Origin of the sequence: Agromyces aureus (assembly GCF_001660485.1) — a bacterium.
Lineage (GTDB): Bacteria > Actinomycetota > Actinomycetes > Actinomycetales > Microbacteriaceae > Agromyces > Agromyces aureus.
This window is the reverse complement of sequence record NZ_CP013979.1, coordinates 3,427,977-3,442,456: the sequence shown is the minus strand read 5'-3', so window position 1 is coordinate 3,442,456 and position 14,480 is coordinate 3,427,977. Positions and strand designations below refer to the sequence as shown.

General features: G+C 70.6%; 14 protein-coding genes. 13 read left to right on the top strand and 1 reads right to left on the bottom strand.

Features of this window, described 5'->3' with window-relative positions; all coding sequences use genetic code 11:
- Window positions 1-3: 3 nt before the first annotated feature.
- The 13 genes from ATC03_RS15430 to ATC03_RS15370 all read left to right on the top strand — a co-directional run bounded on the left by ATC03_RS15430 (window position 4) and on the right by ATC03_RS15370 (window position 13,679).
- Window positions 4-4,515 (top strand): FtsK/SpoIIIE domain-containing protein, encoded by a 4,512-nt coding sequence (locus ATC03_RS15430; RefSeq protein WP_067878980.1) that lies wholly within the window; start codon window positions 4-6, stop codon window positions 4,513-4,515.
- 93 nt (window positions 4,516-4,608) lie between these two features.
- Window positions 4,609-4,896 carry a WXG100 family type VII secretion target gene (locus tag ATC03_RS15425; RefSeq protein ID WP_055860250.1) on the top strand — a complete coding sequence of 96 codons (288 nt, stop codon included), beginning with the start codon at window positions 4,609-4,611 and terminating at the stop codon, window positions 4,894-4,896.
- 122 nt (window positions 4,897-5,018) lie between these two features.
- A complete protein-coding gene (locus ATC03_RS15420) occupies window positions 5,019-5,342 on the top strand; it encodes a hypothetical protein (protein ID WP_067878977.1) in 324 nt (107 codons plus the stop codon).
- A gap of 9 nt (window positions 5,343-5,351) precedes the next feature.
- On the top strand, window positions 5,352-6,707 hold the full coding sequence (locus ATC03_RS15415) for a TrbC/VirB2 family protein (protein ID WP_067878974.1): 1,356 nt from the start codon (window positions 5,352-5,354) through the stop codon (window positions 6,705-6,707).
- A 9-nt stretch (window positions 6,708-6,716) separates the two neighbouring features.
- Window positions 6,717-7,322: a hypothetical protein gene (locus ATC03_RS15410; protein WP_067878972.1), complete on the top strand. Its 606-nt coding sequence runs from the start codon at window positions 6,717-6,719 to the stop codon at window positions 7,320-7,322.
- Window positions 7,322-7,888 carry a hypothetical protein gene (locus ATC03_RS15405; protein ID WP_067878970.1) on the top strand — a complete coding sequence of 189 codons (567 nt, stop codon included), beginning with the start codon at window positions 7,322-7,324 and terminating at the stop codon, window positions 7,886-7,888. Before ATC03_RS15410 ends, ATC03_RS15405 begins: the two co-directional genes overlap by 1 nt.
- Window positions 7,885-8,766, top strand: coding sequence for a hypothetical protein (locus ATC03_RS15400; protein WP_067878967.1), 882 nt, complete (start codon window positions 7,885-7,887; stop codon window positions 8,764-8,766). Before ATC03_RS15405 ends, ATC03_RS15400 begins: the two co-directional genes overlap by 4 nt.
- A 22-nt stretch (window positions 8,767-8,788) precedes the next feature.
- Window positions 8,789-9,718, top strand: a complete 930-nt coding sequence (locus tag ATC03_RS15395; RefSeq protein WP_067878964.1) for a hypothetical protein — start codon at window positions 8,789-8,791, stop codon at window positions 9,716-9,718.
- 165 nt (window positions 9,719-9,883) lie between these two features.
- Window positions 9,884-10,168: a hypothetical protein gene (locus ATC03_RS15390; RefSeq protein WP_067878962.1), complete on the top strand. Its 285-nt coding sequence runs from the start codon at window positions 9,884-9,886 to the stop codon at window positions 10,166-10,168.
- Window positions 10,168-11,991, top strand: coding sequence for an alpha/beta hydrolase (locus ATC03_RS15385; RefSeq protein ID WP_067878959.1), 1,824 nt, complete (start codon window positions 10,168-10,170; stop codon window positions 11,989-11,991). The genes ATC03_RS15390 and ATC03_RS15385 overlap by 1 nt, the downstream gene beginning before the upstream one ends.
- Before the next feature lie 14 nt (window positions 11,992-12,005).
- A complete protein-coding gene (locus ATC03_RS15380) occupies window positions 12,006-12,446 on the top strand; it encodes a hypothetical protein (RefSeq protein WP_152030981.1) in 441 nt (146 codons plus the stop codon).
- 8 nt (window positions 12,447-12,454) lie between these two features.
- Window positions 12,455-13,177, top strand: coding sequence for a hypothetical protein (locus ATC03_RS15375; RefSeq protein ID WP_152030980.1), 723 nt, complete (start codon window positions 12,455-12,457; stop codon window positions 13,175-13,177).
- Window positions 13,178-13,202: 25 nt separating this feature from the next.
- A complete protein-coding gene (locus ATC03_RS15370) occupies window positions 13,203-13,679 on the top strand; it encodes a DUF6121 family protein (protein ID WP_067878950.1) in 477 nt (158 codons plus the stop codon).
- An 87-nt stretch (window positions 13,680-13,766) separates the two neighbouring features.
- Here the strand turns inward: ATC03_RS15370 and ATC03_RS15365 are convergent, their stop codons facing one another.
- Window positions 13,767-14,408: a YigZ family protein gene (locus ATC03_RS15365; protein WP_067878947.1), complete on the bottom strand. Its 642-nt coding sequence runs from the start codon at window positions 14,406-14,408 to the stop codon at window positions 13,767-13,769.
- Window positions 14,409-14,480: the final 72 nt, after the last annotated feature.

The following is a 14,480-nucleotide window of genomic DNA, read 5'->3' as shown; positions in this document are numbered from 1 at the left end:
CGCATGAAGCTCAAAGTCGGTCTCCGCCGCCAGCAGGGCGCTCCCGTCGACCTCGTCATCACGACGGATGCCACGGCCACCGTCGGCGACGTCGCCTCGGCCATCGCGCACAACGACCCCGCGTCGCCCGGCCTCCGCGGCGTGACGGGGCTCAGCCTCGCGGTCGCGCCGCCGACCTCGAGCGAGCCCGTCGTGCTCGACCCGCAGGTGCTCATCGGCGACGCCGCGATCGGCTCGGGCTTCAACGCGGCCGTCGTGGCCGGCCAGACCGCAGGCGGCCAGGGCGGCCAGTCGGCCGTCGCCGCCGTGATGCGCGTGCACAACGGGCCCGACGCGGGCCGCGAGTTCGGGCTCCGGCGCGGGGCGAGCATCATCGGCCGTGCGGCCGGCGCCGACATCGTGCTCGTCGACGCGCTCGCGTCCAAGCGCCACGCGCGGGTCGAGGTCGACCAGTCCTCGATCGAGCTCGTCGACCTGAACTCGGCGAACGGGCTCCTCGTCGACGGCGGTCTCGTGCAGCGCGTTCGCGTGATCCCGGGCCAGACGATCACGATCGGCGACACCGACATCTCGTTCTCGCTCGTCGCCGCGAGCGACGCGGCCCCGGCGGCCGACCCGGTGCTCGAACGCGGCGGTTCGCTGATGTTCAACCGGTCGCCGCGCGTCGAGGAACGCTACCCGGGTCTCGAGCACCGGCATCCGACCGTCCCGAACGAAGCCGAACCGCGCCTGTTCCCGTGGCCCATGATCGTCGCGCCGATCATGCTCGGCTTCGCGATGTTCGCCTTCACGCAGCGCGCGTCGTCACTGCTCATCATCGCGATGTCGCCGCTCATGATGCTCGGCAACTTCGTCGGCCAGCGCACCCAGCAGGGCAAGAAGCTGCGGCTCGAGATCGACACGTTCGAGACGCAGATCGAAGACCTCGAGGAGAAGCTCGCGAAGGAGACGGTCGTCGAGCGGTCGCGCCGCCACGAGGAATCGCCCTCGGTCGCCTCCGTCTACGAGCAGGCCATGCGCCTCGGTCCGCTGCTCTGGACCCGTCGCCCAGAGCACTGGAACTTCCTCGCGCTGCGCCTCGGGGTCGGGAGGGCACGCAGCCGCAACACCGTCGCCGAGTCGAACGAGCTGAAGGGCATCGCGCGCTTCGCCCGTCAGGTCGACGTGCTGCGCGACCGCCACGAGTACATCGACGAGGTGCCGCTGGTCGAGATGCTGCCGAGCTCGGGCGCGATCGGCATCGCCGGGCCTCGTCACCTCGCCGCCGACGTGCTGCGCGGCCTCGGCGTGCAGCTGTTCGGCCTGCATGCGCCGAACGAGCTCATCACCGCCGCGATCGTCGACCCCGCGTGGGCCCGTGAGATCGAGTGGATGAAGTGGCTCCCGCACACGACGAGCCCGAAGTCGCCGTTCGCCGACCTCGCCCTCGCCGACAGCCAGTCGGCGGGCACGGCCCTGCTGAACGCGCTCGAGGAGACGATCCTCGAGCGCCTCTCGGGCACGGCGAGCCGCCGAGGCCCGCTCAGCACCGACGACTCGACCATGTCGCTCGGCGCACGCGTGGGGGCCTCGGGCAACTCGGCGGGCGATCTCGACGGAGACCTCGCCCTCGTGCTCATCGTCACCAACGACGCACCGGTCGACCGCCCTCGCCTCACGCAGGTCATCGAGCGCGGGGCGGATGCCGGCATCTTCACGATCTTCCTCGCGCCCACCGTCGAGTCGCTGCCGGCCGCATGCCGCACGTTCATCGACGCCACCGACGGTCTCGACAAGGCCAGGGTCGGCTACGTTCGCGCCGGCGAGGACTACCGCGACGCCGTCATCGAGGGCGTCTCGAACCAGTACGCCGAGGTGTTCGCGAAGCGCCTCGCGCCCGTCGTCGACTCGAGCTCGGTCACCGCGGACTCCACCGACCTGCCCCGCAGCGTCTCGCTGCTGCGCCTGCTCGGCACCGACCTCGCGGCCCAGCCCTCGACCGCGGTCGAGCGCTGGAGGCAGAACAACTCGATCCTCGACCGCACGCGCGGTGTGCGACCCCGCCTGAAGCGCGCCGGCACGCTCAAGGCCTTCATCGGCCAGGGCAGCCCCGACGCGATGTCGCTCGACCTGCGCACGCAGGGCCCGCACGCGCTCGTCGGCGGCACCACGGGCTCGGGCAAATCCGAGTTCCTGCAGGCGTGGGTGCTCGGCATGGCGGCCGAGTACAGCCCCGACCGCGTCACGTTCCTCTTCGTCGACTACAAGGGCGGGTCGGCGTTCGCCGACTGCGTCGAACTGCCGCACTGCGTGGGGCTCGTCACCGACCTGAGCCCGCACCTCGTGCGCCGCGCCCTCACGAGCCTCCGCGCCGAGCTGCACCACCGCGAGCACCTCTTCAACCGCAAGAAGGCGAAGGACCTCCTCGAGCTCGAGAAGCGCCAAGACCCCGAGACCCCGCCCGCGCTCGTGCTCGTCATCGACGAGTTCGCCGCCCTCGCCGGCGAGGTTCCCGAGTTCGTCGACGGCGTCGTCGACATCGCCCAGCGCGGCCGCTCGCTCGGCATCCACCTGATCATGGCGACCCAGCGCCCCGCCGGCGTCATCAAGGACAACCTGCGTGCGAACACGAACCTCCGCGTCGCACTGCGCATGGCGGATGTCTCCGACTCGAACGACGTCGTCGGCGACCCCGTCGCCGGCACCTTCGACCCGTCGATCCCCGGCCGTGGCATCGCCAAGACCGGGCCAGGACGCCTCGTGCCGTTCCAGTCCGGCTACGCCGGCGGGTGGACGAGCGACGTGCCCGACGTCGCCCAGGCCAAGGTCGCCGAACTCCGCTTCGGCGGTGCGATCGTGTGGGAGAACGACGCCGACGCCGAGTCCGACACGCACGATGAAGACCTGGGCCCGAACGACCAGAAGCGGCTCGTCAAGAACCTCATCGCCGCGGCATCCGAAGCCCGGATCCCCGCTCCTCGCCGGCCGTGGCTCGACGACCTGGCGACCACCGTCGACCTGCGCAGCCTGCCGCAGGACGGCGATTCGCGCATCCCGCTGGGCCTCGCCGACATCCCCGAGCGTCAGCTCCAGGAGCCGATGTACTTCGTGCCCGACACCGACGGCCACATGCTCGTCTACGGCACGAGCGGCGCCGGCAAGTCCACCGCGCTGCGCTCGATCGCGATCGCCGTCGGCGCCCGCCCCGACCTTTCGCGCGCCGTGGTCTACGGCCTCGACTTCGGCACCGGGTCCCTGCGCGCCATCGAAGACCTGCCGCACGTCGGATCGATCGTGCCGGGCGACGACGCCGAGCGCGTGCAGCGCCTGCTCCGCAACATCCGCTCGGTGCTCGACGAACGGGCCAAGCGGTTCTCGGCCGTGAACGCGGCGACCCTGTCGGAGTACCGCACGATCACCGGCCGTACCGACGAATCGCGCATCCTGCTGCTCATCGACGGCTTCGGCACGTTCAAGCAGGAGTGGGAGGCCACCTCCGCCCGCTCGCCGTTCTACGCGATCTTCATGCGACTGCTCGGCGAGGGCCGCCCGCTCGGCATCCACGCCGTCGTGACCGCCGACCGCTACGGCGCCGTGCCGACCGCGGTCAGTGCGAACGTCAGCAAGCGCATCATCCTGCGCATGTCGGATGACGGTGCCTACGCCATCCTCGGCGCCCCGAAGGACGTGCTCAACGAGCGCAGCGCCCCGGGGCGCGCCATCGTCGACGGCTTCGAGACGCAGATCGCGGCCATCGGCGGCACCGCGAACGTCGCCGAGCAGATGAGCGCGATGCAGGAGTTCGCCGAGGCGCTCCGCGCGCGCGGCGCGGTCGAGGCCTCCGAGATCGGCGCGCTGCCGACCTCGCTCGCCCCGGCCGACCTGCCCGACCAGCTCGACGGACAGCCGGTCATCGGCGTCGCCGACGACGTGCTCGGGCCCAAGGGATTCGAGCCGATCGGCACCTTCGTCATCGCCGGGCCCCCGAAGAGCGGCAAGTCGAACGCCCTGCGGGCGCTCGTCACGTCGATGCGCCGCTTCGACCCGTCCGTCGAGCTCTTCCACTTCGGCGGTCGGCGCGCGGTGCTGCGCGAGTTCGCGCCGTGGCGCCGTTCGGCGACGAGCATCGACGACGCCAGGGCGCTCGCGAAGGAGCTCGTCGGCATCGTGGGCGACGAGTCGATCCCCGGCCGCATCATGATCGTCGTCGAGAACGTCACCGAATTCGGCGACACCGACGCCGAACGCCCGCTCAAGGAGCTCTTCCAGGCGATCAACCGGAGCGACCACTTCCTGGTCGGCGACGGCGACGTGTCGCAGCTGAGCTCGGGCTACGGACTCGTCGGCGAGCTGAAGGCCGGCCGGCGCGGCATCGCGCTGCGCCCCGAGACGTACGACGGCGACTCGCTGTTCAAGGTGCCGTTCCCGAAGGTCGCCCGCCACGAGTACCCCGAGGGCCGAGGCATCTTCGTCGAGAACGGCGCATTCGTGACCGTGCAGTTGCCGCTCGTGGGGGAGCAGCCGCTCGGTGGGTAGTCCTCCCCATTGGGTGCGTCAGCGGGATGCGCCTATCTTTGGGAGAGGCAGGGCGCGCTGCGGCGGGCCGAGACATCAGGGAAAGGTAGCAAGATGGCAGACTTCAAGGCTTCTTACGGCGAGATGGAATCGATGGCCGGCAAGCTCGACAGCGGTCGCGAGGACATCGGCGACGTGCTGCGCCGCCTGAAGGACGACGTCGACCGCCTCCTCGGCGACGACTTCAAGACCCAGCACGCGTCGGGCAAGTTCGGCGAGGGCTACACCGAGCTCACCACCGGCCTCGAGAAGGCGATCGAGGGCATCAGCGACATGGGCGACTCGCTCCGCAAGATGATGCAGGCGATCAAGGACACCGACCAGGCACTCGCCGGCAACTGATCATGCGGCGTCGCCCGCGGGCGACGCGCGACAGGGGAGGACCCCGGGTCCTCCCCTCGGTGCGCTCATGAGCGCTCCCGGCCCTCCGAGCGGTCGGGCCCCAATTCTCGAGAGGAACAGCGTTGGCTGACGTCTACGTGAAGGTCGAGCACCTCAACCGGCTCAACGGATCGCTCAAGCAGATCCTGGTCGAGTTCGATGAGGCAGGGCGACGCACCGATCGACTGCAGGACATGATCGGGCGCCCCGACGGACGCAGTGGACTGCGCGACCGCACTCACGAATTCGAAGGCGGCTGGGACGACCGGCGCAACGCGCTCGTTGCGAAGCTGCAGGGCATCCAGGCCGCGGTGGAGTCGACCTGCACCGGTTGGCAGGACTTCGACCTCGAGGCTGCGAAGAGCCTCAAACTCAGCGCGAGCGACGCCTCGCTGCCGACCAGGTAGGCGCAGAACATGCAGACCAAGCACGGCCACGACGTCCACGTCATCGAGGGCGACGCACAGGGCATCCAGCAGAGGGGCGCTGAGATCGAGGATCTCGGCCGCCAGATGCGATCGGCGGCGACGATCCTCAGTGCCATCGGCAGTGGCGCGAGCGAGGAGCGCGGCCGTTCGATCGAGAAGATCAAGGACGAGGTCGGCGAGGCGCACGAGGAGCTGTCGAAGGCCGGCGACCGGTATGCACCCACCGGTACGGCGATGAAGCAGTACGGAAGCCGGCTGGAGTCGATCCAGTCCGCGATGCGGGGCATCGTTGCCGAAGCGGAGCAGGCGAAGGCCACGCTCGACCAGAAGTCAGCCGCAGCCGCCTCCGCGCAGCACAACGTCGACGCGTTGCCCGATGGTGTGCCGGTCGACGACGCCGCGGAGTCGCGCAAGCGAAGACTCGAACTCAACGCAGCCGATGCGGCCGGAGACGTGACCACTGCACGCCGTCACCTCGACGAACAGCTCGACGAGTTCGACGGGCAGTGGACCCGCTGGGACGAGGCGTACGACGATGCGCTGCGCTCGATCAACGACGCCACCCACGGCAACGTGACCGACGACTGGACCGACAATCTCGCAGGTGTCGTCGAGGTGGTCGTCGACGTGCTCTCGGTCGTCGGAATCGTCGTCGCGATCGCCGCGATCATCATCGGCGGTCCGATCCTGGCACTCATCGGCGCGGTCATCGGCGTCATCGCGCTCATCGGTACCGCATACCTCTACGCCAAGGGTCGAAAGGGCGGAGACGACCTCGCCTGGGCGATCGTCGGGATCCTGCCGTTCGGCAAGCTCGGCAAGCTGTTCAAGGCAGGCGAGCGCATGCAGGCACTCGCCTTCTTCAAGGGCCCGGTCGGAGACATCGTCGAATCGGTCGGCCAGATCCGCGGGCTCCGAGGTGTCGTGCGGGGTATCGACGGCCTCGGCACCGGAAGCGGACTGGGGTCCGCTGCCCGAGCCGGCCTCGCCTCTCGCGTCGGCTCGGTGTTCGACGGGCTCCGGTGGCGTGGATACGGCCCATCGGGCGTCTGGCAGAACGTGATCGGCGGAACGAGCGGGGCATGGTCCCGCACCCTCGCCACCGAGTTCGCCGAGTTCTCGGCCCACCACTCCGGAATCATCCGAGGGCAACTCGGCGCCGGCGGCGTGCTGAACGACGTCATCGAGCATGGCGCCGATGCCATCCCCCGCGTCCAGCAGGCGATCAATGCGGCCGATGTCGCGGTGAAGACCTGGTCGTCCGGTAAGGACGCTGTGACCGTGATCACCCGCGAGTTCTCCTCGGACCCCGTTGATGCATGGCGAAGCCAGCTCGCCGGATAGGGTGCTCAGGTGTCGTCACTCGAACTCCGCTCCGACCTCCCTGCGTACCGACTGATCCTTCCGCAGGGTTGGGAGGCGCTTCCCGCTGATCGGCACGGAGTGGGGGAACTCATCCGCCGCACGAGCGCGGTACTCAAGGCCGCGCACAGACCCGATCTCGACGTCGAGATGCGCAACCTGCTCGAGTTCTCGCTCAAGAAGATGCAGACTGCCCGGGCCTTCGCGATCTACCTGCAGACGCAGGTCGACGGCGATGAGGCGATGCCCATGCCCATGTCGATCACAGCCTCGGTCGTCGAGGGCCAGCTCGGAGGAACCCTTGATCGACAGGTCGGTGCGCTGTTCCGCGAGCAGGGTGCGGCGTTCCTCCGCGACGACCAGACCATCGTGCGTTGGGAGGCCGACGTCGCCGGGCGCGGCGAGCTTCGCGGCACGACCTCGAAGGTGCAGTCGTATCTCATCCCGGTTCCCGGGTCGGGGCGTCGTCGAGCTGTGCAGTTCACGACCACCATCCCGCTCCCGGCGAACCCCGATCGCGAAGACGAGCAGGTGGCCGAGGCGCTCGGCGAGTTGAGCGACCTCGTGATCAGCACCTTCGAGTGGGAAGCCGTCTGATGGAGTACGCGATCGACTACAACACGGCGGTGTGGTTCGCAGTTCCAGCCTCGTTCCCGACCGCCGAGTTCGCGGACGAGGGCGCCTGGCTCGATGCGTTCATCGGCGAGTACGAGCGCGATCTCGGACGGCTGCAGCCGGGCCCGAGCGCCGCCCTGCGGGAGTTCGCGGCACGAGCCCGCGCAGAACGCAAGCCGCTCGCGACCGAGTTCCTCCTCTTCTGCCCGAGATCGATCCCCGTGCTCGGCATGGTCGCGATCCACATCGTGCCGAGCGATCCCGCATCGGCGCTCGACCTCGACGCAGCGCTCGCCGACGATCGCGCGCTCCTCCCGCCGACGTTCGACGATGTTCAGGCCGTGCATCTCGGCGCGGGCCGACGTGCGTGCGCTGTGGTGCCGTCCAGCTCCGAGCCGTCGGCCGGCGGACGCATCGGCTACGCGTTCGAGCGATCCGGCGCGGTGGTGATCATCAGCGCTACCGCCGACCACCTTCCCGATGCGAGCCTGCTGATGACGTTCGTCGAGCGACTCATCGACGGCATCCGGCTCGAGGAGGCCGCATGAGCGACGCGACCACCGCGGCCGTCGACTGCGCGAAGGCGATGACCCTCACCCGATCCGACTCGGCGAGCGGAATCATGCGCCTCATCCAAGACGCGGCGCTGAAGCGGATCGATCCCGTCCGTGCCGAAGAGATCCGCGCCGTCGACGTCAGGTTCGACCGGGTCGTCCGCGAGCTCCGACTCGAACAGCGCACCGATGTCCCGGCCTCCGACGATACGCCGGGGCCGTCGACGCAGCGCCGTCTCGTGGACGTGCTGGGCACCTTCCTGGCCGCCGGAGCTGTGGTGACGGCGGTCGACGCCGGCCGACAGTCCGGCAGCTGGACCCAGGCACCGGGCGTGCTCGCCCCGCTCGCCGCGGGCCTCCTGATCCTGGCGGTGATCGCGCACGCGGTGAACTCAGTGCTCGGGCGCCGACCGGGCAACTCGGCAGCCGAGAGCCGGTTCCTGCTGCTCGTCTCGGGGGCCTTCGCGCTCGTCGTCGTGATCGCGCTGCCGGTCCGGGCCGCGATGGGCACGACCATCGACTTCCTCGAGCCGGCCGTCGCGATCGCCATCGTCATGCTGATCGCCGTGCTCGCGCTGTGGTGGGCGAGGCGGGGCGACACGGCGCGTGCGAAGCCGGCCGTCGAGCAGGGCGTGTCCGAAGCCCCGAACGCGTCCGACGCGGCATCACGGATCCGGCTCGAGAAGAAGGCCGCGAGCGCCGAGGTGAACGCCCACCTCGACGAGCTGAGTGCGACCGATCGTGCCGCGTTCGATGCCGCGGTGGATCGCGGTGTCCGCGAAGTCCTCTCACGAGGAACCCTCGGACCACAGGCGGTGCGCGCACTGCGCAGCCGTGACCGGGTCGCGGTCAGGTACGCGATCTCGTGGTGAGCCGGCGGCTCGAGTCCGGAGGGTGGGGCGACGGCTGCTCACGCACGTGCGGGCCGGGCATCCGATGACTGGGCGCGAAGCTCCGACCGATGTCGTGCGCGCCCGACTGGTCGAGGCGGTGCGTGCACTGCCGTCCGACCTCTCGGCGGCCGAAGTGCTCGACCGCGTTCCGGTCATGGCGCTCGTCGCGAGCCACGAAGACGCCGCGAAGGCGTATGGCGGGGTCGTCTCCACGCTCGAACGTGCCGAGCTCGATCGGGTGCGCCCGATGCAAGGTGCGGCGCCGAAGCACACGTCGCGTTCGTACCGCTGGTTGAGTGTGATCGCCCTCGTGCTCGCAATGTCGGCACCTGCGCTCATCTTGACGGGTCGAACCGGCAACGCGGCGCTCGATCCGATCTCGGGGGCACTGCCGGCGGGCCTGCTCATGGCGGCGTCGTTCGGACTCTTCGTGTGGCTCGAACCCCGGCGAACCTCGAATCCGCTGTTCCACGCCGGAAACTTCAGCGCCGTAATGTTCGTGTTCTTTCCGGTCGTGTGGGCGCTCGGCGTCTTCGTCGTCGCGGGTGAGAGCGAGGAGTTGCCCTACGCACCGCTCGCGGTGTTCGGCCTAGTGCTGCAGATCCTGTCGATCGTCGGATGTCTCGTGCTCGCGGTGTTCGCATTCCGCCACGACCGCGAGCGTCCGAGGTGGGCGGCGGGTCGGAAGGTGCGAACGTCGAGCGCGCTGCCCTCCGAGATCGCCGAGTCGCCCGAGTACCGTGCAAAACTCGACCACCGCCTCACCGAGTGGCGGCGCCATGTGCACGGAGTGAGCACGGCCGGCGAGCGGGCCGCGTTGCTCGCCGCGGAGCTCGATGCCGTGCACCTGCTCGCCGAACGGGGCACGATCACGGCGGAGCAGCGGGTCGATGCGGAGCAACGGGTCCGGGCACGCACCGATTGGTCCTGACGATCTGATCCGAGCCGCGCGTCGAACGCCCCCGCTGTGGTTCGACGCTGTCGCGGGCGAGCGCGTCGGGCCGAGCGAGGGGAGTCCTCCCCATTCCGGTTCGACGAGGCCACCCAATAGGGTCGTCATGGTTCCGGGTTCAGAGACTTCGAAGGGCGAGAACGCATGGCCGACCTCCTGAAGCTCGACCTGAGCGCGATCGGCGGCGCCGCGAGCGACGCCCGTGCCATCAAGCGGGTGTTCGAGCAGAGCGAGCACACCGCGCAGGCCGCGGCCGACGCGGCGGGGCATCCCGAGCTCGCCCACGCGATCGAGCGGTTCGCGTCGACCTGGGACGACCGCCGTCGCGACTTCGCCGAGAACCTGGGCAGGCTCGCGGGCGTGCTCACCGAGATCGATCGCGCGTTCACCGAGCTCGACCGTTCGCTGGCCACCCGTGAGGAGAACTGATGCACCCGCTTCCCGGTGATCCCGTGGTGCTGCGCAGCACGGGCCAGCGCTACGCCGAGACCGCCTCCGCGATCCGCGACGCCGTCGCGACGCTCGATCGCATCGCCGAACCGTCGGCGATGGTCAGCGTCGCCGTCGACCGCGTGCGAGCGGATGCCGAGCGCCTCTCCCGCGAGATCGGGGCCGCCGAACGCCGCTACGGCGAGACCGGCGACGCGCTCGTCGACTACGCGGCCGCGCTCGATCGGGCGCAGGACGACGCCGACCGCGCGATCCGCGACGCCCAGGACGCCGAGGGCGACTCGACGGCGCTCCAGGCGCGGGAGCGCACGCTGCGCTCCAAGCTCCGCGATCTGCCCGACGATACGTCCGCGGCCGACCTCCGCACGCTCGAGCGGTCGATCACCTCGGTCGGCGCGGATCTCGATCGCAGCGAGGGTGCCGCCGAGTCGGCCCGTCAGCGCTGGGAGGAGGCGGTCGCGGATCGCGATCGTGCCGCGCGCGTCGCGATCGACCGCATCCGTGGCGTCGTCGACGGCAGCGACCTGAACGACTCGTTCTGGGACGACCTGGGCGGGGCCATCGGCGCGGTGTTCGACGCGATCGGCGACGCGATCCGGGCGATCGCCGGTGCCGTGGTCGCGGCGGTCATGGCCATCGTCGAGGCGGTCATCGTGCTCATCGCGGCGGTGCTCGTCGTGGTCGCCGCGATCGTGCTGCTCGGCCTCGCGATCGTGGCGGCGCTCATCGTCCTGGCGCTCGCGATCGCGGCGCTGCTCATCGTCGTCGTGGCGGCGGCGCTGCTCGCGTTCGTGGCGATCGCGTTGGTCGTCGGACTGCTGCTCGTCACCGCGGCACTCGTGCTCCTCGTGGCGGCGGCGATCGGCGTGATCCTGGCCGCGGTCGTCGGACTCGCGGTGCTGCTCCTCAGCAGCCCGCTGTTCTGGGCGCTCGTGCTCGGCACGGTCGCCTTCATCGGGGTCGTGCTGGCGTGGCGCGTGGCCATCGAGATCTTCGCGCCCACCCCGGCGGTGAGCGAGTTCGAGCCCGGCTCCGACGAGAGCAGGGAGTCGAAGGCGGCGTGGGAGGACGCCAACGCGGTGACCGAGATCGACAGCCTCGACGACCTCGTCGCGCTCGAGGGGTACTCCGATGCGATGGGCGGCGAGTCGCAGACCGTCGTCGACATCGTGCGCATGGAGGGCGAGCCTGCGCGGTACATCGTGACCCTGCCGAGCACGCAGGACTGGCAGGTCGCCGGCGTGTTCTTCGGTCAGGACATGAACGGCGACGGCGCGGTCAACGACCTCGACACGAACATCGTGCTGCGGCTCTTCCCCGACGTGCGCACGCAGTACGAGCGTGCCGTGCTCGATGCGATGACGAAGGCGGGCATCGGCCCGAACGACCCGGTGCTGCTCGTCGGCTTCAGCCAAGGCGGAATCCTCGCGGGCCACCTTGCGGCGAACCGTTCGGACGCCTTCAACTTCCAGGGCGTGCTCGCCTACGGCGCACCCATCGACGACATGGCGATCCCCTCGAAGACGACGGTGGTCTCGATGCAGCACGAGGGCGACATCGTGCACCAGCTCGACCTCACCGGTCCGCCGCGGCCGACGGCCACCTGGACGACCTATTCCAGGGACGTGCCGCCCGGGGTCAATCCATCGACCGGAGAGCCGTACTCCGCGCAGCCGCACAACAACGTCGCGTATCAGCAGACCGCCCGTGACCTGCTCACCGCGGACCCCACCGTCGACGACGGCTTCGAGCAGTTCTTCGGCACCGTGGGCGACAGCTCCCAGTACACGTTCGCAGAGTAGGTATGGTGCTCAGCATGGTGAATCGTCTCGGCAGGGTCGCGCTCGGCGGCATCGTGGTGGCCGTGGTCCTGGCGCTCGGGGCCTGCGCAGCCCGCCCCGGGGCCGCCGAGACGCACGATGAGATCGCCGATGCCGTGCGCGATGCCTCGCCCGAAATCGCAGAGGTCTTCGTCGAAGACGGCGTCGACGGCCTTTCGCCGTACCTCTTCGTGGAGTTGGAGATGTCGGGCGATGCGTTGTCGGCTGATGCGCTGATGGCGGCCCTCGCTGCGGTCGGCGCAACCGCACCCGGGCGATACGAGACCGTCCAACTGATCGCACGCTCGGCAGCCGGCGATCGCATCGACCTCGAGGGGCCGTTGCAGCAGACGGGCATCGACGGCGTGTTCATGATCAACCCGCGGCTTGCGAGCATCCAGACCGGCGCCCTGCGCGATCTGGCGCCCCAGGGGTGAGCGCCCCCGTGACCACCAGATCACCCAGGCTCGACCTCGTGCTGCCCGGCGCGTGGTGGCGGGCCCCGCTCGGGGCCGACGCGGAGACGCGAGCCGCCGCGATCGCGGAGTTCGTGCGCGCCCGATACGGACGACGCGACGACCTCGCGCGCACGCGCGCCGATCATCGCGCCCGGCTTGCACGTTCGATCGACGAGGCGGCGCGGGCGGGCGCCGTGCAGATGCACCTCTCCGAGTCCAATGACGGCGGCATCGCCTTCGCCACGACGATCACCGAGTACGCCGTGCCCGGGGCGTTCGGCACGAGCGCCGAGCCCGCGCTGCTGGCGGAACGCGTCGTCGGCGCACTGACGAGCGGCGTTGCGGGTGCGAGGGTCGACGCGGCAGACCCGTGGTCGGCATTCGCGGCCCAGGGGGGCGTGGCCTTCGCCAAGGGCGAATCGATCGTGCTGCGCCGCATCGTGCGCCGGGGCACCGAACGCACCGGCGTCGGCGCCGAACGATCCGATGCGACCGACGGGCCCGACGGCGCCGCCGAGACCGCCGAATCGATCACGGTCGACTACTGGATCACGGTGCCGGGCAGTGCAGAGGTCGTGCTCGTGAGCCTGTCGAGCGTGCTCGCCGCGCTCGAACCGCTCATGCTCGAGCTGTTCGACCGCATCGTCGCGGCCGCCGAATGGCGTGCCGCGCCGACGCTCCGCGAGGAGCTCGCGGCCCCGCGCGGCTGACGCGCCTCGGCGTACGCTCGAAGACATGGATCCTCGTCGCACGGCCTGGGTCGTCGCGGGCTTCGCGACGGCGCTCTTCGCCGCGCTCGTCGTGTGCGCCTACGGGTTCGTGAGCCTGCTCGCCGATGTCGAGGTCGTCGCCGACCCCGCGGTCGGGGTGCTGGTCGTGCCCGTCGCCGTCGGGGCATCCGCTCTGGCCGTGCTGCTCACGCTCGGGCTGCGGCTCGCGCGACCCGAGCGCATGGCCGGCACGGTCGCGCTCACGGCGCTCGGCAGCTGGCTGACGCTCGTGATCGTCGCCATCATCGGGCACCTCGTCGGCTCGACCGGCAGCGTGGCCGCCAGCGCGGCGTTCGGCATCCTGTTCGGACTCGGTTGGTTCGGGGTGGTCGTGCCCCTCGCGGCGGCGGTCGCCGCCGTCCTCGCCGTGCTCGTCGCCCGCGGCCGCGACGACGGCATGCGTCGCCCGCGCTGGCCGTGGGAGCGCGACGAGGACGAGTGACCGTCAGCGCGTGACCGTCGGCACCTGACCGAACCCGCTCGACCGACTGGGGGATTGCGAACGGTGCATCGAACAGCGGATGCCGCGTCACGCCGGGTCGTCGACGTACGCGGTCGCCGCGGGCTCGACGCGGGCCGCGCCGCCCGTGAGCTCGGCGATGCGCGCGGCGAAGGCGTCGGTGTCGGCGGGCGGCACGCCGACGTCGATGCGCATGCCGGCGCCGTACTCGACGTGGAGCGGCACGTGGCCGAGGCGGCGCAGCTCGGCCTCGAGCGACGGCCCGCGTTCGTAGTCGGCGTGCACCTCGACCGTGGTGCGGAGGCTGCGGGTCACCCGTGTCGCGGCCCGTGCCGACGCCTGCACCGAGGCCGTGTACGCGCGCACGAGACCGCCCGTGCCGAGCAGCAGGCCGCCGAAGTACCGGCTGACCACGGCGACGACGTCGGAGAGCCCTTCGCCGCGCAGCGCCTCGAGCATCGGCTGTCCGGCCGTCCCCGAGGGCTCGCCGTCGTCGCTCGACCGCACCAGCTCGCCGCGCGCGCCGATGACGAACGCGGTGCAGTGGTGTCGGGCCTTCGGCTCGGCCGCCCGCACCGCCGCGACGACCTCGCGCGCGGCATCCTCGTCGCCGACGCGTTCGAGCACGCAGACGAATCGCGAGCGTTCGATCTCGATCTCCGTCCGAACGCGCGCCGCGACGGTCGTGTAGGTTCCGGATGCCGCGGCCATGACTCCATTCTCCGGGGCCGTCGTCGGCGGGCCGAACCCGCCTGACGGCGGCCGGGCGAGGCGCAACGCGCG

Coding starts and splice junctions, on each gene's coding strand:
- ATC03_RS15430 (WP_067878980.1), top strand. CDS start 4: ATGAAGCTCAAAGTCGGTCTCCGCCGCCAGCAGGGCGCTCCCGTCGAC.
- ATC03_RS15425 (WP_055860250.1), top strand. CDS start 4,609: ATGGCAGACTTCAAGGCTTCTTACGGCGAGATGGAATCGATGGCCGGC.
- ATC03_RS15415 (WP_067878974.1), top strand. CDS start 5,352: ATGCAGACCAAGCACGGCCACGACGTCCACGTCATCGAGGGCGACGCA.
- ATC03_RS15405 (WP_067878970.1), top strand. CDS start 7,322: ATGGAGTACGCGATCGACTACAACACGGCGGTGTGGTTCGCAGTTCCA.
- ATC03_RS15400 (WP_067878967.1), top strand. CDS start 7,885: ATGAGCGACGCGACCACCGCGGCCGTCGACTGCGCGAAGGCGATGACC.
- ATC03_RS15390 (WP_067878962.1), top strand. CDS start 9,884: ATGGCCGACCTCCTGAAGCTCGACCTGAGCGCGATCGGCGGCGCCGCG.
- ATC03_RS15385 (WP_067878959.1), top strand. CDS start 10,168: ATGCACCCGCTTCCCGGTGATCCCGTGGTGCTGCGCAGCACGGGCCAG.
- ATC03_RS15380 (WP_152030981.1), top strand. CDS start 12,006: ATGGTGAATCGTCTCGGCAGGGTCGCGCTCGGCGGCATCGTGGTGGCC.
- ATC03_RS15370 (WP_067878950.1), top strand. CDS start 13,203: ATGGATCCTCGTCGCACGGCCTGGGTCGTCGCGGGCTTCGCGACGGCG.
- ATC03_RS15365 (WP_067878947.1), bottom strand. CDS start 14,408: ATGGCCGCGGCATCCGGAACCTACACGACCGTCGCGGCGCGCGTTCGG.